Source organism: Streptomyces sp. NPDC003691, assembly GCF_053981115.1.
This window is the reverse complement of record NZ_JBSFNQ010000020.1, coordinates 41,019-67,165: the sequence shown is the minus strand read 5'-3', so window position 1 is coordinate 67,165 and position 26,147 is coordinate 41,019. Positions and strand designations below refer to the sequence as shown.

Below are 26,147 nucleotides of genomic sequence, written 5' to 3'. Positions count from 1 at the left end.
GTGGCGCTCCGCCCATGGGACCAGTCCCCGGCCCTCGGGGGCAATAACCTCGCCATGTCCGTTCGTTGCCGACTCCATGTCGGCCGGGTGGTGCACACTTCCACCGAACGAATGGTTCGAACGGGGTGGTGAACGCACCCCTAGCGGGCGTATGCCTGTGGTGCTTCGTGAGGACGGAGCCTGGGAGGAGGCACGCGTGTTCGGGGGGATCGACGAGGTCGAGTGGGCCGGACTGGAGCATGCCTACGGGCCTGCCGGAGATGTGCCGGCTTGGCTGCGCGGGCTCGCTTCGCCCGACGCGGCCGTGCGGGAGTCCGCACTGGACGGGATGTACGGAGCGGTGCACCACCAGGGTGACGTCTACGATTCGACGCTCGCCTGCATACCGTTCCTGCTGGAGCTGGTGGCGGATCCGGCGGTGCCGGACCGCGGCGGCATCATCGAGCTGCTGACCAGCATCGGCGGTATCGAACTCGACGGGGACGACGAGCTGGACCCGGAGTGCGAGGAGTTCGAGTCCGCCGCGAACTACGCCATGGCGGCCGCGGCGGTGACCGCGGGAGCCGACGCGTTCCTGGCGCTGGTGGGCTGCGAGGACCGCGGGGTACGGCTGACGGTGCCGCTGGCCCTCGCCGCGTTCCACGGCGAACCGGCCCTGGTGCTGGCGCTGCTGCGGGAGCGGCTGAAGGTGGAGCAGGACCCGGAGGTCCGGCTGGCCTGTGTGGAGGCCGGGGGGCGGATCGCGCTGCGGCACGACGGGCTGGCGCCGGAGGTGGTCGAGTGGCTGACGGCGCTGACCCGCAGCCCGCACGACGGGAAACCGTCGGTGTACGACCCCGACGCGTACGGGGTGGGCCTGCCGCCGGAGCCGGCGGGCCGGGCCCGCACCGGCCGGCGGGCGGCCGGCGGTCAGGGCCGTACGGGAAGGACCGCGGCCCCGGACGGCGATCCGGCCGGTGACCGGGCGGGCGGGACACGCGAAACGGGCGGGCCGGCGCGCGCCTCCCGGGCCGGGCAGGCGAACGGCACGGAGCGGGCGACCGGCACGGGACGGACGAACGAAACGGAGCGGCCGAACGGCACGGAACGGACGAACGAAACCGAGCGGGCGACCGGCAGGGACCGGGTGAACGGCACGGGCCGGGCCGACGGCGCCGGGAGCACCCCGGGCAGCGGAACCGCCGGAGCCACCGGGGCCCCGGAGGGTGCCGGGACCGCCGGGACCGCGGAAGGTACCGGAGCCACCGGGGCCCCCGGGGCCGCGGGAGGTACCGGAGCCGCCGGGACCGCCGGAGGTGCCCGGGCCGCCGGGACCGGCGCGGACGGCGCAGGCGGTGCCGGGGACGGCTGCGGAGAGGCGCTGAAGCCGGGCGCCCCGGCCCCCGCCCGGCCGTACGACCCCGGTCTCCGGCTCTCCGCCATCGCCCAGCTCGCCCGCTGCGCCCCGCACACCCTGCCCGCCGATGTGGTGCCGGATGTGACCGGACTGCTGCGGGAGCTGCGCACCGGCCACGGCCCCGAGCGTTTCCACCGGGCCCCGGCCCCCTGGTCCGCCCCGGTATCGGGGCCGGGGGCGCTGCTGGGCATGCTGCGCGACCAGCGGGAGGCGGAACGCGCCCGTACGGCGCCGTGGACGGGCGATCTGCTGCGGACCCTGCACGACGGCCTCGGCGACCGGGTCGACGACCGGATCGCGCTCCTCGCCGACCAGTTGTGCAGCCCCGACCGGGGCCAGCGGATCGATGCCGTACGGATGAGCGCCCGGCTGATGCGCACCTGGCGCGGGGAGTACGGCGAGCTGGTCGGGCTGATCGGCGAGCAGCTCCACGACGACGAGCCCCGGCTCGCCGACGCCGCCGTCACCGCGCTGGAGGACCTGCACCGGATCGCGCTCCCCGCGGCCGACGCGCTGGCGGACCATGTGATCGCCGCCGGTCCCGGGCTGTGGGTGCGGCGGTGGGCGGAGGAGCCCGATGCCCTCGGCCGGGCGCTGGTGGCCCTGGCCCGTACCGGCGACCCGCGGGCCGTCCCGGTACTGGCACGGCTGCTGGAACGGGATCCGCTCCCCCGGGACCTGGGGTACGCGGTGGGGCATCTGGGTGCGGCGGCGGCCCCGCTGGTCCCGGCGCTGCGCGAGCGCCTCGGCGCGCTCCCCCTCGACGAGGGGCTGTACGACGGCGCGGGGTCGCTGCTGTGGGCGGTGAAGTCGCTGCGGGCGGCGGAGGCGCTGCCGGAGGTGCTGCGGCTGCTGCGCGGGGCGCCCGAGTACCGCAGGGAGTGGGTGGTCGAGCTGGTGCTGCGGGCTCTGGCGGCCTTCGGGCCCGGAGCGGCGGAGGCCGTTCCGGAGCTGCGGGCGCTGGTGCGGGGCGCGGCCCGGCAGGACGGCCCGTCCCCGGCGTTCGGTGCCAAGGCCGCGGCGGCCCTGTGGGCGGTCGAGGGCGACCCGGACGCGGTGCTGCCGGTGCTGTGCGGGGCCCTGTCCTCGGCCGACCAGGGGGCCCGGCGGGTGGCGGCGGAGGCGGTGACCGCGATGGGCCCGGCCGGGGCCCCGGCGGCGGCCGTGCTGGCCCCGCTGCTGACCGCGGCCGACCCGTGGACCCGGGTGGAAGCGGCGCACGCGCTGTGGGGCGTGACGGGCGGCGCGGGGCTGGCGTGGCCGGTGCTGCGGGCAGCCTGGGACACGCTGCCGAGCACCCGGATCCCGACCGCCGAACGTCTGGCGGGCGGCGCGGGCCCGCATCCGGGCGCGCGGGGCGCGCTCCCGCCCGGTGCGGCGGGTGCGACCGGTGCGGTCAGTGCGGTCGGCCTCGCCGGTGCGGTCGGCCCGGCAGGTGCGGAATCGCTGCTCCGTGCCGAGCTGGCGCAGGTTCGCCGCCACAACGCCATAGACGGGGGATACGGGGGTCATGACATCGTGAGGGACGAGAGGCTGCTGGCCCTGTGCCGGCGGGCGCTGAACGGGAGGACCAGTTCATGATCATCTTTGGTACCAAGGGGTATCTGTACCAGCTGGCGATAGTCACGCTGGTGTGCGGCCGGTGCGGCAACCCCGCCGCGCACACCCTGCGCAAGCGCGTCACGAAGTTCACGCTGTTCTTCGTGCCGCTCTTCCCGGTGTCCACGAAGTACGGGACGCAGTGCACGTTCTGCGGGGCGGAGTCGCAGCTCTCCGGGGAGCAGGCGGAGCAGTTGCAGGCCCAGGCCCTGGCGGCCCCGGGTCCCGGCGCGGCGCCGGGTCACGGCCCGCACCAGGCCAACCCCTTCGCCCAGGGCAACCCGTTCCCGCAGGGCCCGCAGGGCGGGCAGGGGCAGCCCGGCCCCTCCGGCAACCCGTACCAGCGCTGACCGGCCGGCGCCGGGGGAGCGCGCCGGGCACGCCGGGCGGCCCCGGAGCGTCCCGGCCGCCGGAGCGGTCCGGCGCATGGAGCGGTCCGGCGCATGGAGCGGTCCGGCAGCCGGAGCAGTCCCGGGCGGCCCGGAGCGGTCCCGGACATCTCCTATGGTTGACGGGAAACCATCCGCTGCGTGACGAGAAACCGTCCGTCCCCGCCCGGCGAGGAGATCCTTGCGCCCGCCAGCCCGCCGTTCCCTGTCCGTCCCGGCCCTGTTCGCCGGGGCGGCGGCCGTTCTCGCCGCGCTGCTGACGGGCTGCGGCGAGGCGGGGGACCTGCGCAGCGCCGGGCCGACGCCGACGGCCACCGGCCCGGTGCGGCTCTGGCCGGACCTGCCGCCGGTGACGGCGCCCCCGTACGACTACGGGGAGATCGACACGGTCCCGATACCGGGTGTCCGGGTGCCGTCCGGCGGGGTCCGCGCGCTGGACCCGATCGCCGTCGTCCGGGCCGAGGTCCGGACGTACCCCATGGCGTACGCCCTGCCGGACGGCCCGCCCGGCCAGCTGGCCGACCGGCTCGCCGACTGTGTCCGCAAGGACACCGAGGGGACCGCGGGCGCGGCGCCGAAACCCGCCGCGTGCCCGGTGCTCACGCCCTACTACCGCGATCTGACCGGCGACGGCCGGGAGGAGCTGATCCTCGGGGTGAAGCTGGGCCGCCAGCTCACCGAGGTCCGGGTGTTCACCCCGCACGCGCAGCAGGACCCCCGGGTGCTGACCCGGATCATGGCGACGTCCGACCAGCTGGTGAGCGTGGAGCTGGCGGGCCGGGACATCATCCTGCGCTCGGTGTCGGCCGGGATCCCGGGGTACGAGTACCGGACCGCCTGGTCCTGGGACGGGCAGCACCAGGCGATGCTGCCGACGCGCGACGAGATCGTGCGGGTCAAGCCGCGTTCCGACAAGCCGGTGCCGGGCGCCTCGATCACCTCGTCCGCCTCGGCCGCCGGTTCCGGCGAGGGCACCGGGACGGGGTCCGGGCCGGGCACGGGCGACGGCGGCGCCGGTGACGGCGGCACGGAGGAGAACCGGCCGTGAAGCTTCCGATCAGACGCCCCCGGTCCCGGATCCCGGGCCCGCCGCCCCCCGCGGCCTCTCCCGCGCCATCGCCCGCACCCCCGGTCTCCCCCGCGCCCGCTCCCTCCCCCGCCGCCGGTCCCGCACCGGCCGGGTGCCCGGCGACGGCCGTCCGCACCGCGCGCTCCGGCCCCGGCACCGCCGGTGACGAACCGGGCGGCGACGGCCCGGCGGCGCTTTCCGCCCCCGGCCGCGCCCCCCTGCCCCGCCGCCCCCTCGGCCGGGGCGGTGACCGCGGCCGGGACCGCGGACGGAACGGTGACCGCGGCCGGGGCCGCCGGTGGCCCCGCCCGCCCCGCTGGACCGCGACCCTGACCTGGAAGGCCGCCCTCTTCATCACGGTCATGTGCTGCACCCTGGCCACTCTGCTCGGGGTGCTGGTGCACGTCGGGGTGACCCGGCAGACCGTGGACGCCTCGCGGGAGAAGGCGCTGGGCCGTCTGGAAGAGGTCACCGAAGCGTACGAGGCGGGGCATCCGCTGCCGAAGTTCGGCGGCGTCGACCCGCCCGGGCTGCCCGCCGAGCTGCGGGCGCTGGCGCTGCGCGGCGAACGCGGCACCATGGTCGGCCGCCACCGGGAGCGTCCGACGATGTGGGCGGCGGGCCCCGCCGACGGCCGGGCGATCGCCGTCCGGGTCGACTACACCCAGGCCGCCCGGACGATCTCGGCGCTGGACCGGGCAATCCTGGGCTCCGCCGGACTGGCCATCGGTACGACGCTGCTGGTGGGCGCGTTCGCCGTCACCCGGGTCACCCGGCGGCTGCATCTGACCGCCCAGGTGGCCCGGCGGATCAGCGCCGGGGACCTCGACGCCAGGGTCGGCGATCCGCGGACCACGGACCCCACCCGGCCGCTGGACGAAGTGGCGACGGTCTCGGGGGCGCTGGACACCATGGCCTCCACGCTCCAGCACAAGCTGCTGAGCGAGCAGCGGTTCACCGCGGACGTGGCGCACGAGCTGCGGACCCCGCTGACCGGGCTGTCGGCGGCCGCCGAACTGCTGCCCGAGGGGCGCCCGGCGGAGCTGGTGCGCGACCGGGTGCGGGCGATGCGGGCGCTCACCGAGGACCTGCTGGAGATCTCCCGGCTGGACGCGGGCCGGGAGACCCTCGACCTGGCGGTGTACGGACTGGGCGAGCTGGCCGGGCGGGTGGCCCGGGCGGCCGGTCCCGGTACGGAGGTCCGGGTGGTGCGCGACGCCACCGTGGAGACCGACCGGCGCCGCCTGGAGCGGGTGCTGGGCAATCTGGTGGCCAACGCGCACCGCCACGGCGCGCCGCCCGTGGTGCTGACCGTGGACGGCCCCGTGGTCACCGTCTCGGACGGCGGCCCGGGCTATCCGGAGTATCTGCTCGCCCACGGGCCCGAGCGGTTCCGTACCGAGGGCGGCGCGAAGGGCCATGGGCTGGGTCTGACGATCGCGGTGGGCCAGGCGTCGGTCCTGGGCGCGGCGCTGACCTTCCGCAACCGCCCCGAGGGCGGCGCGCTGGCCCGGCTCCTCCTGCCGTAGCCCGGGTCCGGCTCGGGTGCCGGCCCGGGGCCGGGCGCCACGGGCGCGCAGCCGCCGGGACCCCGGCCGCCGCCGTACGCCCGGCCGGGACGCCCCGGCTCCTCCGGCGCGCGGACAGGAGGACGGCGCACGCCCCCACACACCCATCCACATAACGGACATACCGCCCGGTGCTTGCTACGTTGCCCCGCATGACCGCAAGCGCAGGCACCGGCCCTGATCCCGGTTCCGGCCCGGGTCCCGGTTCCGGCCCGGAGCCGGGGGCCACCGGCGCGGCCGCCGGGACGACCGGGACCGCCGGGACACCGGCCGGACACCGGCGCGGCACCGAACTCCTGCTGCTCACCGGCGCGGTGCTGATCCCGGTCTGCGGATACGCCTCCGTCGGGCTCAACCACAGCGGTTCCGTACCGCCCGACGTCCTCGGCTACGGTGCCGGGCTCGCCGTCCTCGCCCTGCTGGCGCATCTCGCGGTCCGGCTGCGCGCGCCCGCCGCCGACCCGCTGGTCCTCCCGATCGCGGTCCTCCTCAACGGCCTCGGCCTGGTGCTGATCTACCGCCTCGACCTGGAGACCCCCGGCGATGCCGCGGCCCCCGCCCAGCTGGTCTGGTCGACCCTGGGCGCGGGGCTGTTCATCGTGGTGGTGGCACTGCTGCCGGACCACCGGCTGCTCGCCCGCTATGCGTACGTCTCCGTCGTCACCGCACTGATCCTGATGGTCGTCCCGGCCCTGTTCCCGCCGGTCAACGGCGCCCGGATCTGGATCCGGATCGGGGACCTCTCCTTCCAGCCAGGCGAGTTCGCGAAGATCCTGCTGGCGGTCTTCTTCGCCGCCTATCTCGCCGCCAACCGGCACACCCTGTCGGCGCGGGGCCGCGGGCTGCGGCGGTTCCGGCTGCCGCCCGCCCGGGTGCTGAGCCCGGTGGTCACGGTCTGGCTGATCAGTGTGGGCGTCCTGGTCCTGGAGCGGGACCTGGGTTCGTCGCTGCTGTTCTTCGGGCTGTTCGTCCTGATGCTGTACGTGGCGACCGGCCGCACCGGCTGGATTCTGGCGGGTCTGGCGCTGGCCGCCGCGGGGGCGTACGCGGTGGGTACGGTCGAACCCCATGTGCACGGCCGGGTCGAGGACTGGCTGGACCCGTTCGCGTCCGTCCGGGCCGGTCAGGGGCCCGACCAGATCGCCCAGTCGCTCTTCTCCTTCGGCGCGGGCGGCCTCCTCGGCACCGGCCTCGGCCTGGGGCACTCCGTCCTCATCGGCTTCGCGGTCAAGTCCGACTTCATCCTGGCGACGGCGGGCGAGGAGCTGGGGCTCGCCGGGCTCACCGGCATCGTGCTGCTGTACGCGGTGCTGGTGGCCCGCGGCTACCGGGCCGCGCTCGGGCTGCGCGACGACTTCGGCCGCCTTCTCGCCGTCGGTCTGGCATCCATCGTGGCGCTCCAGGTCTTCGTCATCACCGGCGGTGTCACCGGGCTGATCCCGCTGACCGGTATGGCGATGCCGTTCCTGGCCCAGGGCGGTTCGTCGACCGTCGCCAACTGGATGATCACCGCGCTGCTGATCCGGCTGAGCGACGCGGCCCGGGAACCGGTGGCCGGGGAACCGGACGGCGGCCCGGCCCCGGCGGAGCGCTCCCCGCTGCTCGCCGGACACCTCGACAAACCCCGGAAGGCTCCCCGGTGACCCGCACCATCCGCCGCGCGGCCGCGCTCTGTCTGGTCCTCCTTGCCGCGCTGCTGGTCAACGCGGCCCGGGTACAGATCGTGGAGTCCCCGGCCCTGGACGACAACCCGGCCAACCGGCGCGGCCCGATCGCCCGTTACGCCGAGCCGCGCGGCGAGATCACCGCCGGGGGGCGAACGCTCACCGGCTCGCGGGACACCCGGGAGCAGTTGCGTTACGAGCGCACCTACCCCGACGGGCCCGTGTACGCGCCGGTGACCGGGTACTCCTCGCAGACGTACGGCACCTCCCTCGTCGAGCACGCCGAGGACGCGGCGCTGTCGGGCGCCGACCCGCTGCTCTCCGCCTTCCCGCTCTGGAACGATCTGAGCAGGTCCCGCCGGCCGGGCGGCCGGGTGGTCACCACCGTCGAACCGGCGGCGCAGGAGGCGGCGTTCCGCGGGCTGGCGGGCCGCCGCGGCGCGGTCGCCGCGCTCGAACCCTCGACGGGCCGGGTACTGGCGCTGGTCAGCAGCCCTTCGTACGACCCGGGGGTGCTCTCGGGCACCGGCCCGGCGACCCGCCGGGCCTGGGCGGAGCTGAATGCCGCGGACGGCGAGCCGATGCTGAACCGGGCGATCCGGCAGACGTACCCCCCGGGCTCCGCCTTCAAGATCGTCACGGCGGCGGCGGTGCTGGACGCGGGGCTGGTACGAGATGTGGACGCGCCCACCGACACACCGGACCCGTACATCCTGCCGGGCACCCGGACCCGGCTCCCGGACGCGGCGAAGGGCTGCGGCGGGGCGTCGCTGGCGTACGCCGTCCAGTGGTCGTGCAATTCGGTGCTGGCCCGGCTGGGGGCGAAGGCCGGGCTCCCGGCGGTGCTGGCGACGGCCGAGAACTTCGGCTTCAACGACCGCTCGCTGCGGATCCCGTCCCCGGTGGCCCGGTCCACCTTCGACCGGCGGATGTCGGTGGACCAGCTGGCGCTCTCGTCGATCGGCCAGTTCAACACGACCGCGACCCCGCTCCAGATGGCGATGGTGTCGGCGGCCGTCGCCAACGGCGGCACGCTGAAGCGGCCCTATCTGGTGGACCGGGTCACCACGGCGGGCGGACGGCCGGTCCGCCAGTACCACCAGCGGCTCTACCGGCAGGCGATGAACCCCGCGACCGCGCAGCGGCTCCAGCGGCTGATGGTCCGGGTGGTGGAGGACGGCACCGGCCGGAACGCGGCGATCGCCGGAGCCCGCGTCGGCGGCAAGACCGGCACCGCCCAGCACGGCCCCGACAACACCGGAAAGCCCTACGCCTGGTTCATCGCCTGGGCCCAGGACGACGACGCCGTCCAGCCGGGGGTCGCGGTCGCGGTGGTCGTGGAGGACGCGGAGGCCGTCCGCGGCCGGATCAGCGGCAACGGCAGCGCGGCGCCGATCGCCCGCGCGGTGATGGAGGCGGTGCTGAAGTCGGCACCCGGGCGGGAGGCACGTCGCTGACACCGGGTGGGGGTGCGGCGGGCGGTGCCACGGCCGGACGGTGACACCGGGCGTGCCCGCTCGGCTGCCGCGGCCCGCAGGTGAATTACCGGTACCCCGCGACCCCTCCGCCGCCTAGGGTGCCGACCATGACGTCGTACGAACTCGCCCAGGTGAACATAGCCCGCCTCAAGTTCCCCCTCGACTCCCCCGAACTGAAGTACTTCACCGACAACCTCGACCCGGTGAACGCGGCGGCCGAAGCCTCGGACGGCTTCGTCTGGCGGCTCAAGGACGAAGCGGGCGGCGGTGCGGACGGCGAGGTCGGCGACGCCACCGGCATCCGGATCTTCGACGACGAGTGGCTGATCGTGAACATGTCCGTCTGGCGGGACCACGAGGCGCTGAAGGACTTCATGTACCGCGGCACCCACCGCGAGCTGCTGGCCCGCCGCCACGAATGGTTCGACCGGGTTCGCGAGGCGATGACCACCCTGTGGTGGGTCCCCGCGGGCCACCGGCCCACGGTCGCCGAGGCGGAGTCCCGCCTGCTCCGGCTGCGCGCGGACGGCCCGACGGCGGAGGCGTTCACCCTGACCCGGCTGTTCCCGGCCCCGGGGACGGACCTCACCGGGCCGTGAGGCTCACATCTCCTCGGTGAGGTCGATGTCGATGTCGAAGGGCCGGTCCAGTTTGAGCTGCTTGTGGTGGATCCCGGTCACGACATAGGTGAGGCTCGCGGGGTCGAGTTCATAGACGTAGACGACGGGCGCGTCGTTGACGCATTCCACCCGCCAGTAGTGCGGAATCCCCGCGCGGGCGTACTTGAGGGGCTTGACCTCGCGGTCGCGCTGCTCGGAGTCCGGGGAGGTGATCTCCACGGCGAGCAGCAGGTGCTCCGGCGCGTACCAGGTCTGCCGCCGGTTCTTTCTGGTGGCCCGCGGGACCACCATCAGGTCCGGCTCCGGGCGGTTGCGCCGGTCCAGCCTGACCGTCATCTCGCGGACGACGAAAAGATCCGCCGGGGCGCAGACGACGAGACCGCGTTCCAGTAAGCGCAGAGCGGCCATATGAAAGTCGGCCTGCGGACTCATGAGGACAAGGCTCCCGTCGATCAGCTCCGTATGCGGAGGAAGGTCAGGAAGCGTGTCGAGATCATCCGCCGACCAGCCGCCGACCGGCGGGCGGGGCCAGGTGTACCGCGGGTACCCGTCGTCCTGCGCATCGTCGCGTGCGGCGCTCATCGGTGCTCCCATGCTGCGGAGTCTGCCTGTCGCCGTCAGCGTACCCAGCGGCATCCGGCCCTCACCGCCCGAACGGGTGATCCGCAAGGGCCCTGTTGACATCCGGGGCAGCCCGCCCGCTCCCCCCGGCGGCCCCCGCCGGGCCCGGCCGCCCTGCGGTTAGGCTGCCCGTATGACCAGTTCCGCGACGGCCACCCGTGCCTACCGGCGGCTCGGTGTCGAGGAGCGCCGTGCCCAGTTGCTCGCCGCGGCGCTCGGCCTCTTCGCCCACCGGCCGCCCGAGGACGTGTCCCTCGACGATGTCGCCGAGGCCGCCGGGGTCTCCCGGCCGCTCGTCTACCGCTACTTCCCCGGCGGCAAGCAGCAGTTGTACGAGGCGGCCCTGCGCTCCGCCGCCGACGAGCTGGAGGCGTGCTTCGCCGAGCCGCACCCGGGCCCGCCCGCCGTACGCCAGGCGCGGGTGATGGACGGCTATCTGGCCTTCGTCGACTCTCACGACGCCGGGTTCAGCGCGCTGCTCCGCGGCGGCAGTGTGGTGGAGACCTCGCGGACGACCGCCATCGTCGACGGGGTCCGCCGGGCCGCGGCGGACCGGGTGCTGCGCGACCTCGGCGCCGAACGGCCCGGCCGGCGGCTGCGGATGACGGTCCGGGCGTGGATCGCCGCGGTGGAGGCGGCGTCCCTGATGTGGCTGGACGAGGGGAAGCAGCCGTCCGCCGCGGAGCTGCGGGACTGGCTGGTCGACCAGCTGTCGGCCCTGCTCGCGGCCACCGCCGTACGGGACCCGGAGACCGCGCGGCTGCTCGCCGCCCTGGCGGCGCAGGAACCGCCGGACGGTTTCGCCGCCCGTATCGCCCGGCCCGCGGGCCCACCGCCCGGGGCGGGCGCCGGAGCGCCGTAGCGCAGCCCGGCCCCGCACCGGGGCCCGCAGTCCGCGCAGGCCCCGGGGCATGGGCCAGACTGGGGGTGTGAGAAGTGAGAAGACGCCGTTCACCGGGGGTCCGCTGGACGGCGAAGTGCTGGAGGTCCTGACCGGGCCCACCGGGCATCCGCCGAAGTGGTACGAGGTGCCCGTGCCCCAGGAGGACGGCGGCGCGCCCGTTGTCCACGCCTACCGCCGGGAGCCCGCGGGCTACGGCAAGCGGCTCGGGCTGCCCCGCGGCTGGAAGTACGTCTACGCCCCCGGGGGCCGGGAGCGGCGCGAGCTGAAGTGGCCCTGGTCGAAGCCGCCGGGGCGAGCCGACACGCCGTAACGCCGGGGCGCACCGCCGCAAGGAGTGAAGGGGTGCGTCCGAAGCGGCCACCCGGGAGGCGCCCCGGCCCGGGCGCGCGCACGCTCCGGAGCACGGGGCGGAACCGGCCGCCCCCGGGCCGGAGGTGATCAGGTGTCAGGCAGGATGCTCCGCGCGGTCTGCACGACCGCGCTCGCGGCGGCCACGGCGGTCGCGGCCGTACCGGCACCCGCCGCCTCCGCGGGAACATTTCTCCGGACCGCCGCGCCCTGGCTCCCCGCCGTGCCTTCGCTCCCCGCCGTGCCCGAGCCCGGTGCCGCGGCGGCGGGCGGCCTCCCCGAACTGCTCACCCGGCTCGGCACGCTCTACCACGAGGCCGAGTCCGCGGCGGCCGCGTACGGCGCCGCCGAGAGCAGGCTGACCGCGCAGCGCGCCGAGACCGCACGGCTGGGGCGGGAGCTGACCACCGCCCGGGAGGCCCTCGCGGCGGGCCGGGACGCGGCGGGCCTGCTGGCCCGGGAGCAGTACCGGGGCCGTTCGGAGCTGCCGTCGTCGCTGCGGCTGCTGCTCGCCCGGGATCCGCAGGCCGCCCTGGACGAAGGGCATCTGCTGCGGCGCGCCGCGGCGGACCGGCTGGCGGTGCTGGACCGGCTCGCGGTCCGTACGCAACGGGCCGAGCGGCTCGCCGGGGCCGCGCGGGCCGCGCTGGACGCCGAACGCGCGCTCGCCGCCGAGCGGCAGCGGGCCCGTGAGACGGCGGACCAGCGGCTCGCCGCCGTCGAGGAGACCCTGTCCACGCTGACGCCCGAGCAGCTCGCCGGTATCACCAGCCCCGAGTCGCAGGCGCTGCTGGCGGGCTCCGGGGCGCTGGGGGCGCCCGCGGAGGGCACCCCGGACCCGGCCGCTCCGGGTGCTCCGGCCGCCCAGGCGCCGACGGCGGCGGGCGAGCGGGCGGTCCGGTACGCGGTCGGCCAGCTCGGGAAGCCGTACGAATGGGGTGCGCAGGGCCCGGACGCCTACGACTGCTCGGGGCTGACCTCGGAGGCCTGGTCCTCGGCCGGGCGGACGATCCCGCGCACCAGCCAGGAGCAGTGGCGGACCCTGCCGCGGGTGCCCGTGGGGCAGCTGCGCCCCGGTGATCTGGTGGTCTACTTCGCCGGGGCCACCCATATCGGCCTCTATCTCGGCGACGGCCGGGTGGTGCACGCGCCGCGCCCCGGGGCGGTGGTCAAGGTGTCCCCGCTGACGGCCAACCCGGTCCTGGGCGCGGTCCGCCCCGACCCCTCGGGCACCCCGCTGGCGGAGTACACCCCGCCGCCGCTCCCCGACTCCGCGACGGACGGCCCGGACGCGGGCTACTCCGCGGCGGAGGCGCCCGGGGAGACCTCGGACGAGTAGTACCGGTGCCCCGGCGGCGTAGGGCGGCGGCGCACCGGGCCGGTGCCGGTCCCCCGGCGTGCGGCCGCCCGGGCCCGTCCGGACGCCGGGCCCGCGCGGGACGGACCCGCGCCTCCCCCGGAGCCGTACGGGACGGGAAAACGCGCCGGGGCGGCCGGTGACCGGCCGCCCCGGGGAGTCCCGTACCGCCTGAGGGCCTTTCTTCGGCCCTATCCGGCGAACGTCGACAGGTACGCGCCCGCCTTCTCCGGGTCGAAGAAGAAGTTCTCGAAGTCGGCGGGGTTGTCGAAGCCGTTCGCGATCCGGTCGGCGACCGGCTGTATCTGACCGGCGGCCCCGATCAGGTTCAGCACATGCTCCGGCGGCGGCGCCAGCATCGCGTTCGTCCACTTGGTGACGTGCTGCGCGGTCGTCCAGTAGCGCTCGAAGGTGTCCCGCATCCAGGTCTCGTCGAACTCCCGGTCGCCGTGCTCGGTGATCGACTCCAGATAGGACGCGGCGCACTTCGACGCCGAGTTGGAGCCCTGTCCGGTGATGGGGTCGTTGGCGACGACGACGTCCGCGACACCGAGGACCACGCCGCCGCCGGGCAGCCTGCCGACGGGGTTGCGGACGACGGGGGCGTACCGCCCGGCGAGCGTACCGCCGCCGTCGGTCAGTTCGACCTTGCCGGCCCGGGCGTACTCCCAGGGCGTGAAGCGCTCCATCAGCCCCAGCGTCAGCGCCAGGTGTTCGGCCGGGTCCTTGACGCCCGCGAAGACGTCGAGGGGGCCGCCGGGGATCCCCTCCCAGAAGAGGATGTCGGCACGGCCGGAGGTGGTGAGCGTCGGCATCACGAACAGCTCGCCGACGCCCGGCACCAGATTGCACCGGACCGCGTCGTAGTCCGGGTGCTCGGGCCGCGGCCCGAGCCCGTGGACATAGGCGACGGCCAGGGCGCGCTGGGGGTTGTCGTACGGCGAGCGGGACACGTCCCGCCCGAACATCGACACCAGCTCGCCCTTGCCCGCCGACACCATCACCAGATCGTAGGTACGGGCGAAGAAGTCGAGATCGGACACGGCGGCGCCGTGGATGACGAGCTGTCCGCCGCGCTGGGCGAAGGTCTCCATCCAGCCCGCCATCTTGACCCGCTGGTCCACCGACTGGGCGAACCCGTCCAGCTTGCCCACCCAGTCGATGATCCGCGGCAGCGGACCCTCGGGGGCGTCCCCGGCCGGCGGACCGGCGACGGAGACCCCGAGGCCCTCGATCCTGGGCGCCTGGGACTCCCAGAAGCCGATCTCCAGATCGCGCTCGTGCTGGAGCGCGGTGTGGAACATGCACTGTGTCGACATGACCCGGCCGGACCGGATCTCGTCGGCGGTGCGGTTGGACATCAGGGTGACCTCGTAGCCCCGGGACTGCAGGCCGAGGGCGAGCTGGAGCCCGGACTGGCCGGCTCCGACTATGAGTATCTTCCGCATCCGGCTGGCTCTTCTCTCAGTTCTGGGTCTCGGTTCTCGGTCGGTCCGGCTGGCGCCGGGCACGGACGGCGGCGGGCGGGCACCGGCCCGGGCGCCCGGGGCCGCTGCCCCGGCGGCACCGGGCTCCGGTGCCGGGAGTCACTCGGGTGTCTCGTCCAGCGCGCGGGCGACCAGTGCCGACAGCGCGTCGACGACGCTGTACCGCTTCCGTGCATCGATGATCACGATGGGTACATGCGGGGCTATGGTCAAGGCCTCGCGCACGTCTTCCGTCTCGAAGAGTTCCGAACCCTCGAAGTGGTTGACGGCCACGACGTACGGCAGGCCGCTGCCCTCGAAGTAGTCCAGGGCGGGGAAACAGTCGGAGAGCCGCCGGGTGTCGGCGAGTACGACGGCCCCCACCGCGCCGCGGACCAGGTCGTCCCACATGAACCAGAACCGCTGCTGGCCGGGGGTGCCGAAGACGTACATCACCAGGTCGTCGTAGAGCGTGATCCGCCCGAAGTCCATGGCGACGGTGGTGGTGAGCTTGCCCGGGGTCGCGGAGAGGTCGTCGGTCTCCTCGCTGGCCTCGGTCATCAGCGCCTCGGTCTGGAGCGGGGTGATCTCCGAGACCGCGCCGACGAAGGTGGTCTTGCCCACGCCGAAGCCGCCCGCGACGACGACCTTGGCGACGGTCGGCGCCCGGGTGTGGTCGAGCTGCCAGGACTGGAGGCCCTCCTCGGGCTCCCCGTCGTCGGTGGGCAGCCCGAAGAAGCCGGGGGCGGCGGCCCGGTCCGGCGGAGCGGTGCGGCCGGGCGCCGATCCGCCGTGGAGTGGACCGGAGAGCGTGTCAGAGGCGGCGGAGTCCACTCAGCACCCTTTCGAGCAGTGCGCGTTCGGGGCGGCCCGGGCCCTGCCCGGTGCCGTATACACGGATCTTGCCCTGGTCGGCCAGGTCGCTGAGCAGCACCCTGACGACGCCCAGGGGCATCTTGAGGATCGCCGAGATCTCGGCGACCGTACGCATCCGGCGGCAGAGCTCGACGATGGCCTGGAGCTCCGGCATCACCCGGGACGACAGATCGCCCTTCGGCAGCTCGCGCCGGTCGGCCGGGGCCTCCAGCGCGGCGACGAAGGTCTCGACGAGCAAGACGTGCCCGAAGCGGGTGCGTCCACCGGTGAGCGAGTACGGCCGGACCCGGGCGGGGCGGCGGTTGTCGCCGCGTACGGGCAGCTTCGCCGGGCCGGTCCCGGCCGGTCCCGCGGCGGCGGCGGTCACTGGGCGCCCTCCAGGGACTGCCGCAGCTCGCTGCGGAGTTCGGGGGTGAGTACATGTCCGGCGCGGCCCACGAAGAGTCCCATGTGGTAGGCGACGACGGTCATATCGCAGTCCGCCTCGGCGTGCACCCCGAGGAGCGAGCCGTCGCTGATGGACATGATGAAGACGCAGCCGTCCGCCATCGCCACCACGGTCTGTTTGACCCCGCCGCCGTCCATCAGCCGGGCGGCGCCGACGGTCAGGCTGCCGATGCCGGACACGATGGTGGCGAGGTCGGCGCTGGATCCCCTGGGGCCGTCGGACGGTGCGGGGCCGGTGGCCGCGGCGTTCTGAGCGGGGTCGGAGGAGAGCAGCAGCAGGCCGTCGGACGATACGACGGCGACCGAACGCAGGCCGGGCACCTCCTCCACCAGATTGCTCAGCAGCCAGTGCAGATTGCGGGCCTCACTGCTCAGGCCGAACGTCCCGGTCGCAGTCAACTGCGTGCCTCCTCGACTGTGTCCCCCGCTTCTTCTGGTGCCGCGGTACGGGCGATCTCGGCCTGCGCCTCGCGGCGGCCGTCCTCCGCGGCCTTCTGGAACCCACCGAGCCTACGCCTCAGTTCGGCGGGGTCGACGCCGCCACTCCTGCGCTCCCCCGGATCCGTGGCGGGCCGGACGACCTTGGGCGTGCGCTTGGGCAGGCCCTTGTCGGTGACCCGGTCCCAGACCGGCGAGTCCGGCCCGGTCGGGGCCTCCTCCCCCGGCGGGTCCTGGTGGCCGGTGCGGTCCGCGGGGCCCCCGGGGTCCGTCCGGTCCACCGGGCCGGTGCTCCGCGCGGGCGGCGCGGGGACGGCCGGGTGCGCGGGTTCCCCGGCCCGCGCGGTTCCGGCCGGTGCGGCGGGTCCGGTGGGGCCCGCCGGGTCGGCTCCGAGGTCGGGGAGCCGCATCTCGAAGGTGGGTTCGTCGATTCCGGCCACCACGGGGTCTCCGTCGGCGGTCCGGCCGTGTGCTTCGGGCTCCGCGGCACGGACGGCCGCCTCGGCGGCCTCGACCAGCGGATCGGTGTACGCCGACGGGTCGGCGAAGGACGGGGGCGCGACGGGGGCCCGGTCCGCTGCCGCGCCGTGGGCGGGACCGGCGGGGCGGGTGACCGACCGTACGGGCAGGGCGGGCGGCGCGTCGTCGGCCGGTGCGGCGGGGGCGGGTACGGAACCGGCGGGCGCGGCGGTGTCCGCCTCCGGGTTCCGGCCGGTCGCCGCATGCGGGCCGGTTGCCGTGCCGGTCTCCGCGCCGGTCGCCGTCTCCTCGTACCGGCCGGCGTCCGCGCCGGGGTCCGGAGCCGGGCCCGGCACCGGGTCCGCGGCGGCCGCCGCGCCGGTCTCCGCGCCCGGCTCAGCGGCGGAGCCGGTGGCGCGGACCACGGCCTGGCGGGAACCGGCGGGCAGGGCATTGGAGTTGGCCTCGGCCACCGAGCCCGGCAGCCGTACGGCGGGCATGGCGCCCGAGTCGGCCAGCGGATCGCGGCGGTCCGGGGAGGCGCCCTGCGGCAGCAGGGCGACCGGCAGCACCACGACCGCGGTGATCCCGCCCTGCTTCTGGTCGCGGAGCTGGACCCGGACGCCGTGGCGGGCGGCGAGCAGTGCGGTGACGCGCAGTCCGAGGCCCTCGGGTTCGGCGGTCCGGCCGCTTCTGGCGGCCTTGCCGTTCCTGCCGTTCTTCCCGGCCTTGCCGTTCTTCCCGCCCTTGCCGCTCCTGCCGTTGCTGCCGAAGCCCTGGCCGGGGCCGTCGGGGCCGCCGTCCGCCGCGGGTCCGCCGTCCCGTCCCGATTCCTCGAACGAGGCCGGGTTCTCCAGCTTCTCGTTGAGTTCGGCGAGCCGGCCCGCGGTCATCCCTATCCCGGTGTCCTGGACGGAGAGCATGACCTCACCGTTCTCCAGGAGCCAGCCCGACAGCTCGACCCGGGCCTCCGGCGGGGAGAACGCGGTCGCGTTCTCCAGCAGTTCGGCGACGAGATGGCTGAGGTCGTCGGCCGCGAATCCGGCGATCTGCGTCTGGGGCGGGAGGGACTGGATGACCACCCGCTCGTACCGCTCGATCTCGCTGACCGCGGCGCGCAGCACATCGACCAGCGGTACGGCGTTGGCATGGCTGTGGCTGTGCTCCGCCCCGGCGAGGACCAGGAGGTTCTCGCTGTGACGGCGCATCACGGTGGCCATGTGGTCCAGCTTGAAGAGCGTCGACAGCCGCTCCGGGTCCTGCTCGCGCTCCTCCAGCTTCTCGATCACCGAGAGCTGGCGGTCGACGAGGCCGAGGTTGCGCAGGGAGAGATTGACGAAGGTGTGCTCGACGGTGTGGCGGAACCGCTCGATATCGGCGGTCAGTTCCTCGGTACGGGCACGGGCCTCGGCCCGGGCCGCGGCCAGTTCGGCGGCGAGGGCGTCCCGCTCCCCGGCGGCCGCGTCCCGGGCGGCGTCCAGGCTCCGGGCCCGCTCGGCCATGTCGCGTACGGCACCGTGCAGGGTGTTGAGGGAGCGGACGGTCCGGGCGAACTCGTCGTTGCGGCCGGTGAAGCCGACGGGCTCCTCGGTGGCGGGCGCGGCCGCGAGCCGGGCCGCGCCGCGCCGGAGCACGGAGAGCGGCCGGGTGATGGTGCGCAGCAGCGCGGCGAGTACGGCGACGGCGAGCAGCAGCAGTCCGCCCAGGACGGCGATCCGCAGCTCCAGCTCGGTGACGTCGTCGTCGCGCAACTGCTCGAAGGCGGTGATCCGCTGGGCGGCCAGCGCGGACTCGACGCCGCGCATCTGCTCGATGCGGGCGGTGAGGGCGGCGGCCAGCTTCCGCGGGTCGGTGTCCAGGTCCCGGCCGGAGAGCCGGGGCTGGTCGGTGAGGCGGGTGAGATAGGCCTCGGCGGCCTTGACCTCGGCGCCGGTGACGGTGGCGAGCAGGGAGTCCCGGGCGGCCTTGGCCGCGTCCTGGTCGAAGTCGGCGAGCGCCGCCTCCTCCCGTACCCGGGCCTGCTGGGCGAGGGCGCTGAGGGCGTCGCGGGCGCGGGTGGCGGCCTGCCGCTCCTCGCTCTCCTCGCCGCCGGAGCCGTCCGACGCGCCGTCCTGACCCGTACCGCCGTCCTGCCCCGTACCGCCGTCCTGGCCGTTCTGCCCGCCCTGGCCGTCGTTCCGGCCGTCGCTGCCGCCGTCGTTGCGGCCGGAGCCGTCGGACGAACCGTCGCCCGCGGAGCCGGAGTCGCCGCCCGGCACCGCGAGGGCGGCGAGCAGCAGTCCCCGGGTGGCGGACGCCTGCTCGACGGCGAGGCCGAGATCGGCATGGGCGCGGGCGCCGTCGGCGGCGCGCGGCGGGGTCTTCTCGGCCAGCTCGCCGGCGAGCGCGTGCAGACCGTCGATGACGGTGGTGTACGCCCGGTGGGCCTCCAGCGCGGTGCCCTTGCCGCCGAGTGCGCTGCGGCGGACGGTCGGCACGGTCGCCAGTTCGCGGCGGAGGGCGGCCCGTTCGTCCGGGATGGAGCCGCGGATCTCCTCTATCTGCCGGTCGACCCGGGCGGCGGGCGCGGCCGCGGCCTTCTGCCGGTCGCCCTCCCGGCCGGCCGCGATGTACGCGGTGACCTCGTCCCGCTCGTCGGCGAGGGAGTGGGCGAGGGTGACGGCCTGCCGGTTGAGTTCGGCGAGGGTCACCAGCCGCTGGGCATCGTGCAGCTCCGACGAGCTGTCCAGCAGCCCGGGAGCCCCGGCGCCGGTGACGATCAGGGCGACGACGGCCACCCCGATGACCAGTCTGCTGCGCAGCTTCTTGCTGCGGCCGCGCGCGACGGGAACTTCGGGCGGGGGCAGGGGCGTGGAAAGGTGGTTGTCCTGCGCCGAGAACGTTCCGGGGGCCTGTGGGGCGGCCGTCGGGGCCCCGGAAGGCCGCTTGTTCTGCACCGGTGCTCGCAATCCTGCTCGACTCGTCCAGCCGTTGACCCATGTAGCAGAGGTGACGACCGGTCACACAAGGAGATCCCACCCCGGCACGGGCACGGCTTCAGACGATTCCAGTGCCTTTGGGAGGGAGACGCAGTTCGGCCGCTCCGCCACCTGAACGAGTGAACATCACCAGTGAGTTGGCGAACAACTCCCCGGAGCGACCGTAACCCCCTTCGGCGGTGCGCTGACTGGATCTTCCGGTCCGGCTTTGGCAAGATGCCCGCCCGCGATCACGCGATATCCCCCGGCATTCCCCGCCGACCGGTCTGACCAGCCCGTACGTACGAAATCCGCAGGTGTGGGGGGTACGTGAAAGCCTGATGCAGACTGGGGATCATGCGTATCGAACTCGCCACCTCGCCCGGCCTTCCCGAACGGCCCAATGAAGACTGGACTTCGGTGGCCCTGCCCGCGTCGGGCCAGGGGGGATCGCTGGTGGCACTCGACGGGGTGACCCCGCCGCGGGGTGACGACGGCTGTGTGCACGGTGTTCCCTGGTTCACCGCGCGACTGGGCGGTGCGCTGCTCGAACTCGCCTCGTCGAGACACGATCTCCCGCTGACCGGAATTCTCTCCACGGCAATTCGCCGCACCGCCGACGCCCACCGTCAAACCTGTGACCTTTCTCACGTGAGAACGCCTCAGGCGACCGTGGTCCTGGCCCGGTGGGGCGGCCCCGAGGGAGTTGTGGAGTATCTGGTGCTTTCGGACTCCACCCTGCTGCTGGAATTCCTCTCCGGAGAAGTCCGGGCGGTGCTCGACGACCGTCTCGACAGACTGCCGCGCGAGGCACTCCGCACCCATGCGTCGGCGGACGCCCTGCGCAATGCGGAGGGCGGCTTCTTCACCGCCGCGGCGGATCCCGGGGTCGCCTCCCGTGCGGTGACGGGCCGCGTCCCGCGCGCGGAGGTCCGCTCGCTGACCGCGCTCACCGACGGCGCCTCGCGCTGGACGGACCTCTTCAAAGAGGGCGACTGGGCCGCCTGTGTCGCCCTGCTGCGCTCGGCGGGCCCGCAGGGTCTGATCGACCGGGTCCGGGCGATCGAGACGGCGACGCGGGACGAGGTGGAGCCGCCGGCGCGCTGGAAGGTGCACGACGACGCGACGGTGGTCTTCGTGGAGCCGTGAGCCCGGGGCGCGGCGCGCGGGCGCGGGGCGCGGGGTACGGCGCGCAGGGCACGGCGTACGGCACGGACCCGCCGGGTCGGTCAGTCCCCGGCCCGGTCGTTGAGCTGGCGCAGCAGCCGGCCCAGCTCGGCGATCTCACCGCGGTCCCAGCCCGCCAGCTTCCGGACGTACCGCTCCCGGCGGGCATCCCTCACTCGGCGGAACCGCTCCAGCCCTTCTTCGGTGAGCCGGACGAGTGATGCCCGGCCGTCCGCCGGATCCGGCTCGCGAACCACCAGCCCGACGCCTTCCAGCGCCCGGAGCTGACGGCTCATCGTTGCCTTCCCGACGCCGAAGTACGCGGCGAGATCGGTCGCCCGCTGCGCCCCCGCGTCCTCCAGCCGCACCAGCAATCCGTAGGCCGAGGACTCCAGTCCGGGGTGGACCTCGCGGGCCATCTCCCCCGACTGGGCCCGCGCACGGCGCAGGAAGACCGCCAACTCCCTTTCCAGGGAGAGGAAAACCTGGTCCACACCACTCGTACCGTTGGGGGCTGCTTCACTCCCCGTACTGCTTCCGTGCACGTCAGCACCCCTCCTGCGCTTTCCGAATCCTGAAAGTTTCTGCCGAGGACAACCGTCTCCGCAGTTCGGTCAGTATTTCGCAGGCGTAGACCAACGGCACCACCTTCCGCCCCTTCCGTGGCACTCGTCCACGTGCGTAGCGTTATTCGTGGCATGTCCACACCATGTTGCTCCATTGCGGTGCCATGCCGTCCCAGCGCCAGGCTCCCCCACGAGTCCGTCGGAGGCACGCTTATGTCCGTGCAGAGATCCGGAACGTCCGTTCCCCACCCCGAACCGAAGAGAACCCGCCGTCCCCGCACCACCGCGGCCGGCGCGCTCCTCGCCGTCCTGTTCCCCGCCACCGCCCTCCCCGCGTCCGCGGCCCCCGGTCCGGCCGGGAGCGCCGAACCGCCACCGCGCGGCTCCGCGTACCTGGGCATGGGCGTCGTCCCGCACGACGGGCAGGGCGGCCTGCCGGTGCCGACCCGCGCCGCCCAGACCGAGGGCGTGGACGTCTCCAGCCACCAGGGCAACGTCGACTGGCCCGCGCTCTGGAGCAGCGGTGTGCGCTGGGCCTATGTGAAGGCGACGGAGGGCACGTACTACAAGAACCCGTACTTCCCCCAGCAGTACAACGGCTCCTACAACACCGGCATGGTCCGGGGCGCCTATCACTTCGCCACCCCCGACACCGCGTCGGGAGCGGCCCAGGCGGACTACTTCGTCAACAACGGCGGGGGCTGGTCGCGCGACGGCAGAACCCTGCCGGGCGCCCTCGACATCGAGTGGAACCCGTACGGCTCCGCCTGCTACGGGAAGACGACGTCCCAGATGGTCGCGTGGATCCGGGACTTCCTCGCCCGCTACAAGGCGCGGACCGGCCGGGACCCGGTGATCTACACGGCGACGAGCTGGTGGAAGCAGTGCACGGGCAACTACAGCGGCTTCGGCGCGAGCACACCGCTCTGGATCGCCCGGTACAACACCGCGCCGGGGGAGCTGCCGGCCGGCTGGGACTTCCAGACGATGTGGCAGTACACGTCGTCGGGTCCGATCGTCGGTGACCACAACAAGTTCAACGGGGCGTACGACCGGGTCGTGGCACTGGCCAACGGCTAGGGAGTCCCCCGCGGAGAGCGCCGCCGCCGGATACGTCCCCGGCGGGGACGCCGTACCCCCGCCGCGTCCGGGCCCGGGAGCCCGTCCGCCACCGCGCGTCCGGCCCGTCCGCCGGGTCAGGACCAGTGCGCGGGACGGTCGAGAGCCGGGGGGAGCCCGGTCGCGGTATCGCCCCGCGCCGCGTTCACCTGCATCTGGGTGAGGAAGAGACTGCCGCGCAGATCCGCGCCGGACAGATCGGCGTCCCGCAGATCGGCGCCGATGAGATCGGTCTGCCTCAGATCGGCACCCCGCAGATCGGCGGCGATGAGATACGCGCCCCGCAGGCTCACCCCGCGCAGACCCGCGCCGCGCAGCCGGGCGCCCATCAGATCCGCGCCGCGCCGGTCCTTCTTCCGGCCCCGCACGGGCGCCCGCACCAGCTCACTGGCCCGCAGCAGCAGCGCGTTCACCTGCTCCCGGTGGGCGGCCACGTCCAGCGCGGCGAGCCGGTCCGGGTCCAGCCGGGTCAGGCCCTCGACCTCCGCGAGCCGGGCCCGGAGCTTCTTGTGGAGCGGCCGGGCCGCCTCCTGGGCGAGCGCGTCGGTGAGGTAGTGGAGCAGCTCGCGCAGATGCCGTACGACGGGGAACACTCCGAACATGGACCGGGCGGTCTCCGGATGGTGCCGCCAGTCACGGCCGCCGAAGGTCTCCTGCGACACCTGCTGCCCGGCGCCGAAGCAGTCGTAGACCGTGCATCCCCGGTAGCCGCCGGTCCGCAGCCGGGCGTGGATCCCGCAGCGGAAGGCGGAGTCGAGATTCCCGCAGGGCTCCCCCGCGGCCTTGTCCCGCGCGAAGTCCGCGGAGGCGGTGAACGGCAGGGCGACACAGCAGAGCCCGAAGCAGCTCGCGCAGTCGGCCCGGAGCGTGCCGGGTGCGGGGTCCCCCGCGGGGGAGCCGGGCGGACCGGGCGGGTTCTCCTGGGACGTTCGCGTACGCATCCCCTCATTGTCCCCGACGGCTCCGGGGTCCCCGACGGCCCGCGCCCGGACGGGTTCCGGGGGCGCCGGAATCCCGCTGCCGCCGGACGCAGGAGGGGAGGAACCCCGCCGGACCGCCGGTGCACGGCCCGCGCGACGCGGGGCTCCGGGGCGGTACGGCCGTTATCGGCCGTCCCGCCCCGGAGGGGTCACGCCGCCGCCCGGACGGGCAGCGACGCCGGGGTCACGCCGCCGCCTGGACGGACACCGACGCCGGGGTCAGGGCCAGCGCCAGCACTTCGCGGACGTCGGTGACCGCGTGGACTTCCAGCCCGTCCAGGATCTCCGCCGGCACATCGTCCAGATCCGGCTCGTTCCGCTTGGGGACGATCACCGTGGTGACCCCCGCCCGGTGCGCCGCCAGCAGCTTCTGCTTGACGCCGCCGATCGGCAGCACCCGTCCCGTCAGGGACACCTCGCCGGTCATCGCGACATCGGTCCGCACCGGCCGCCCCGACAGCAGCGACGCCAGGGCCGTCGTCATCGTGATGCCCGCGCTCGGCCCGTCCTTCGGCACCGCGCCCGCCGGGAAGTGGATATGGATTCCGCGGTCCTTCAGATCCGCGACGGGCAGTTCCGTCTCGGCGCCGTGCGACCGCAGCCAGGAGAGCGCGATCTGCGCGGACTCCTTCATCACATCACCCAGCTGTCCGGTGAGCGTCAGCCCGGCCGCCCCGGTCTCCGGATCGGCGAGCGATGCCTCCACATAGAGGACGTCGCCGCCCGCGCCGGTGACCGCGAGCCCCGTCGCCACCCCGGGCACGGCGGTCCGGCGCTCGGCCGGGTCCTGGGCGGACTCGGGCACATGGTGCGGCCGGCCGATCAGCCCGCGGAGTTCACCGGGGCCGATGGTGTACGGCAGCTCCCGGCCGCCCAGTTCGTGCTCGGCGGCGACCTTCCGCAGCAGCCGGGCGACCGACCGCTCCAGATTCCGGACGCCCGCCTCACGGGTGTACTCGCCCGCCAGCTTCCGCAGCGCCGCCTCCTCGACGACGACCTCGCCGGGCTCCAGGCCCGCCCGCTCCAACTGGCGCGGCAGCAGGTGGTCCCGGGCGATGACGATCTTCTCGTCCTCGGTGTAGCCGTCGAGCCGGACCAGCTCCATCCGGTCCAGCAGCGCCTCCGGAATCGCCTCCAGCACATTGGCGGTGGCCAGGAAGACGACGTCGCTCAGGTCGAGTTCGACCTCCAGATAGTGGTCGCGAAAAGTATGGTTCTGCGCCGGGTCGAGCACTTCGAGCAGGGCCGCCGCCGGGTCGCCGCGGAAGTCGGAGCCGACCTTGTCGATCTCGTCGAGAAGGACGACCGGGTTCATGGAACCGGCCTCCTTGACCGCCCGGACGATCCGGCCGGGCAGCGCCCCGACGTAGGTCCGCCGGTGACCGCGGATCTCGGCCTCGTCCCGTACGCCGCCGAGGGCGACGCGCACGAACTTCCGGCCCATCGCGTGGGCGACGGATTCGGCGATGGACGTCTTGCCGACACCGGGCGGGCCGACCAGCGCCAGCACCGCGCCGCCGCGCCGTCCGCCGACCACCCCGAGACCGCGGTCGGCACGCCGCTTCCGTACCGCCAGATACTCGGTGATCCGCTCCTTCACGTCCTCCAGACCGGCGTGCTCGGCGTCCAGCACGGACTTGGCGCCCCGGATGTCGTACGCGTCCTCGGTCCGCTCGTTCCACGGCAGCTCCAGGACGGTGTCCAGCCAGGTGCGGATCCAGGAGCCCTCGGGGCTCTGGTCGCTGGCCCGCTCCAGCTTGTCGACCTCCTTGAGGGCGGCCTCGCGCACCTTCTCCGGCAGCTCGGCGGCCTCGACGCGGGCCCGGTAGTCGTCGGACTCCTCGCCCTCCTGTTCGCCGTTCAGCTCGCGCAGCTCCTTGCGGACCGCGTCGAGCTGGCGGCGGAGCAGGAACTCGCGCTGCTGCTTGTCGACGCCCTCCTGGACGTCCTTGGCGATGGACTCGGCGACGTCCTGCTCGGCGAGGTGCTCGCGCAACTGCTCGGCGGCGAGCCGCAGCCGGGCGACCGGGTCGCCGGTGTCGAGCAGTTCGATCTTCTGGGCAACGCTCAGGAACGGCGAGTACCCGGCGTTGTCGGCGAGCTGCGCGATGTCGTCGATCTGCTGGACCCGGTCGACGACCTGCCAGGCGCCGCGCTTCTTGAGCCAGTCGGTGACCAGGGCCTTGTACTCCTTGGCCAGCTCCAGCACCTGCCCCGGCAGCGGATCGGGCAGCGACTCGTCGACCGAGGCACCCTCCACCCAGAGGGCGGCCCCGGGCCCGGTCGTACCGGCGCCGATCCGGACCCGGCGCTGCCCCTTGACGAGCGCGCCGGGGTCACCGTCGGAGAGCCGTCCGACCTGCTCGACGGTCCCGAGCACACCGGTCGCCGCATAGTGCCCGTCGACCCGGGGAACAAGCAGCACTTCGGGCTTGCTGCCCCCTGATGAGCGGGCGGCGGCCTGGGCGGCCTCCACCGCGGCCCGTGCTTCGTTGTCGGTGAGGTCGAGCGGCACCACCATGCCGGGCAGCACGACCTCGTCGTCGAGCGGCAGCAGGGGCAGGGTGAACGATGTGAACGCGCCGGACTCAGCAGCCATGATCTCCCCTTTGGCAGTGAACTTGAGCTATGTGGGCTCAATGCTTCGGAGTCCAGCATT

General features: G+C 74.4%; 21 protein-coding genes and 1 pseudogene. 13 read left to right on the top strand and 9 right to left on the bottom strand.

Translation table 11 applies throughout. The features are described from left to right. Positions 1 to 196 precede the first annotated feature (196 nt). The 8 genes and pseudogenes from ACWDR0_RS12875 to ACWDR0_RS12840 form a co-directional block, all read left to right on the top strand. Positions 197 to 811: pseudogene (locus tag ACWDR0_RS12875) on the top strand (hypothetical protein); the annotation flags it as partial. Positions 812 to 826: 15 nt separating this feature from the next. Further along, the gene (locus ACWDR0_RS12870; RefSeq protein WP_456351724.1) at positions 827 to 2,977 is read left to right on the top strand and encodes a hypothetical protein; all 2,151 of its coding nucleotides are present in this window, start codon (positions 827 to 829) and stop codon (positions 2,975 to 2,977) included. Next, positions 2,974 to 3,345 carry a zinc-ribbon domain-containing protein gene (locus ACWDR0_RS12865; RefSeq protein ID WP_456351693.1) on the top strand — a complete coding sequence of 124 codons (372 nt, stop codon included), beginning with the start codon at positions 2,974 to 2,976 and terminating at the stop codon, positions 3,343 to 3,345. The genes ACWDR0_RS12870 and ACWDR0_RS12865 overlap by 4 nt, the downstream gene beginning before the upstream one ends. Before the next feature lie 220 nt (positions 3,346 to 3,565). Beyond that, on the top strand, positions 3,566 to 4,432 hold the full coding sequence (locus tag ACWDR0_RS12860; protein WP_456351692.1) for a hypothetical protein: 867 nt from the start codon (positions 3,566 to 3,568) through the stop codon (positions 4,430 to 4,432). Positions 4,433 to 4,815: 383 nt separating this feature from the next. Then, positions 4,816 to 5,982: a histidine kinase dimerization/phospho-acceptor domain-containing protein gene (locus ACWDR0_RS12855; protein WP_456351723.1), complete on the top strand. Its 1,167-nt coding sequence runs from the start codon at positions 4,816 to 4,818 to the stop codon at positions 5,980 to 5,982. A gap of 191 nt (positions 5,983 to 6,173) precedes the next feature. Continuing rightward, complete coding sequence (locus tag ACWDR0_RS12850; protein WP_456351691.1) at positions 6,174 to 7,664, top strand: FtsW/RodA/SpoVE family cell cycle protein; 1,491 nt, start codon at positions 6,174 to 6,176, stop codon at positions 7,662 to 7,664. Further along, positions 7,661 to 9,142 (top strand): penicillin-binding transpeptidase domain-containing protein, encoded by a 1,482-nt coding sequence (locus ACWDR0_RS12845; RefSeq protein ID WP_456351690.1) that lies wholly within the window; start codon positions 7,661 to 7,663, stop codon positions 9,140 to 9,142. Before ACWDR0_RS12850 ends, ACWDR0_RS12845 begins: the two co-directional genes overlap by 4 nt. Before the next feature lie 128 nt (positions 9,143 to 9,270). Next, positions 9,271 to 9,762 (top strand): DUF3291 domain-containing protein, encoded by a 492-nt coding sequence (locus ACWDR0_RS12840; RefSeq protein WP_456351689.1) that lies wholly within the window; start codon positions 9,271 to 9,273, stop codon positions 9,760 to 9,762. Positions 9,763 to 9,765: 3 nt separating this feature from the next. Here ACWDR0_RS12840 and ACWDR0_RS12835 read toward each other — a convergent pair whose 3' ends face one another. Beyond that, on the bottom strand, positions 9,766 to 10,365 hold the full coding sequence (locus ACWDR0_RS12835) for a Uma2 family endonuclease (RefSeq protein ID WP_456351688.1): 600 nt from the start codon (positions 10,363 to 10,365) through the stop codon (positions 9,766 to 9,768). Between the two features lie 172 nt (positions 10,366 to 10,537). Between ACWDR0_RS12835 and ACWDR0_RS12830 the strand changes: the two genes are divergently transcribed. The 3 genes from ACWDR0_RS12830 to ACWDR0_RS12820 all read left to right on the top strand — a co-directional run bounded on the left by ACWDR0_RS12830 (position 10,538) and on the right by ACWDR0_RS12820 (position 12,995). Further along, entirely contained in the window at positions 10,538 to 11,266 is a 729-nt protein-coding gene (locus ACWDR0_RS12830; protein ID WP_456351687.1) for a TetR/AcrR family transcriptional regulator, read from the top strand. 67 nt (positions 11,267 to 11,333) lie between these two features. Continuing rightward, a complete protein-coding gene (locus tag ACWDR0_RS12825; RefSeq protein WP_456351686.1) occupies positions 11,334 to 11,618 on the top strand; it encodes a hypothetical protein in 285 nt (94 codons plus the stop codon). 132 nt (positions 11,619 to 11,750) lie between these two features. After that, positions 11,751 to 12,995 (top strand): NlpC/P60 family protein, encoded by a 1,245-nt coding sequence (locus tag ACWDR0_RS12820; RefSeq protein ID WP_456351685.1) that lies wholly within the window; start codon positions 11,751 to 11,753, stop codon positions 12,993 to 12,995. Positions 12,996 to 13,204: 209 nt separating this feature from the next. Here the strand turns inward: ACWDR0_RS12820 and ACWDR0_RS12815 are convergent, their stop codons facing one another. The 5 genes from ACWDR0_RS12815 to ACWDR0_RS12795 all read right to left on the bottom strand — a co-directional run bounded on the left by ACWDR0_RS12815 (position 13,205) and on the right by ACWDR0_RS12795 (position 19,635). Continuing rightward, a complete protein-coding gene (locus ACWDR0_RS12815; protein ID WP_456351684.1) occupies positions 13,205 to 14,461 on the bottom strand; it encodes a styrene monooxygenase/indole monooxygenase family protein in 1,257 nt (418 codons plus the stop codon). Positions 14,462 to 14,599: 138 nt separating this feature from the next. Then, positions 14,600 to 15,313 (bottom strand): GTP-binding protein, encoded by a 714-nt coding sequence (locus ACWDR0_RS12810; RefSeq protein WP_456351683.1) that lies wholly within the window; start codon positions 15,311 to 15,313, stop codon positions 14,600 to 14,602. Continuing rightward, positions 15,294 to 15,722 carry a DUF742 domain-containing protein gene (locus ACWDR0_RS12805; protein WP_456351682.1) on the bottom strand — a complete coding sequence of 143 codons (429 nt, stop codon included), beginning with the start codon at positions 15,720 to 15,722 and terminating at the stop codon, positions 15,294 to 15,296. Before ACWDR0_RS12805 ends, ACWDR0_RS12810 begins: the two co-directional genes overlap by 20 nt. Then, a complete protein-coding gene (locus ACWDR0_RS12800) occupies positions 15,719 to 16,201 on the bottom strand; it encodes a roadblock/LC7 domain-containing protein (protein ID WP_456351681.1) in 483 nt (160 codons plus the stop codon). The genes ACWDR0_RS12805 and ACWDR0_RS12800 overlap by 4 nt, the downstream gene beginning before the upstream one ends. Then, entirely contained in the window at positions 16,198 to 19,635 is a 3,438-nt protein-coding gene (locus ACWDR0_RS12795; RefSeq protein WP_456351680.1) for a nitrate- and nitrite sensing domain-containing protein, read from the bottom strand. The genes ACWDR0_RS12800 and ACWDR0_RS12795 overlap by 4 nt, the downstream gene beginning before the upstream one ends. A gap of 378 nt (positions 19,636 to 20,013) precedes the next feature. Here ACWDR0_RS12795 and ACWDR0_RS12790 point away from each other — a divergent pair, with 378 nt between their 5' ends. Beyond that, a complete protein-coding gene (locus ACWDR0_RS12790) occupies positions 20,014 to 20,805 on the top strand; it encodes a hypothetical protein (protein ID WP_456351679.1) in 792 nt (263 codons plus the stop codon). 80 nt (positions 20,806 to 20,885) lie between these two features. Here ACWDR0_RS12790 and ACWDR0_RS12785 read toward each other — a convergent pair whose 3' ends face one another. Then, complete coding sequence (locus ACWDR0_RS12785; RefSeq protein ID WP_456351678.1) at positions 20,886 to 21,368, bottom strand: MarR family winged helix-turn-helix transcriptional regulator; 483 nt, start codon at positions 21,366 to 21,368, stop codon at positions 20,886 to 20,888. Between the two features lie 234 nt (positions 21,369 to 21,602). On the opposite strand from ACWDR0_RS12785, the gene ACWDR0_RS12780 reads away from it, so the two are divergent. Continuing rightward, positions 21,603 to 22,469, top strand: coding sequence for a lysozyme (locus ACWDR0_RS12780; protein WP_456351677.1), 867 nt, complete (start codon positions 21,603 to 21,605; stop codon positions 22,467 to 22,469). A gap of 116 nt (positions 22,470 to 22,585) precedes the next feature. On the opposite strand, the gene ACWDR0_RS12775 is transcribed toward ACWDR0_RS12780, so the two are convergent. After that, positions 22,586 to 23,449 (bottom strand): pentapeptide repeat-containing protein, encoded by an 864-nt coding sequence (locus ACWDR0_RS12775; RefSeq protein ID WP_456351676.1) that lies wholly within the window; start codon positions 23,447 to 23,449, stop codon positions 22,586 to 22,588. Between the two features lie 223 nt (positions 23,450 to 23,672). Next, positions 23,673 to 26,087: an endopeptidase La gene (lon, locus tag ACWDR0_RS12770; RefSeq protein ID WP_456351675.1), complete on the bottom strand. Its 2,415-nt coding sequence runs from the start codon at positions 26,085 to 26,087 to the stop codon at positions 23,673 to 23,675. Positions 26,088 to 26,147 lie beyond the last annotated feature (60 nt).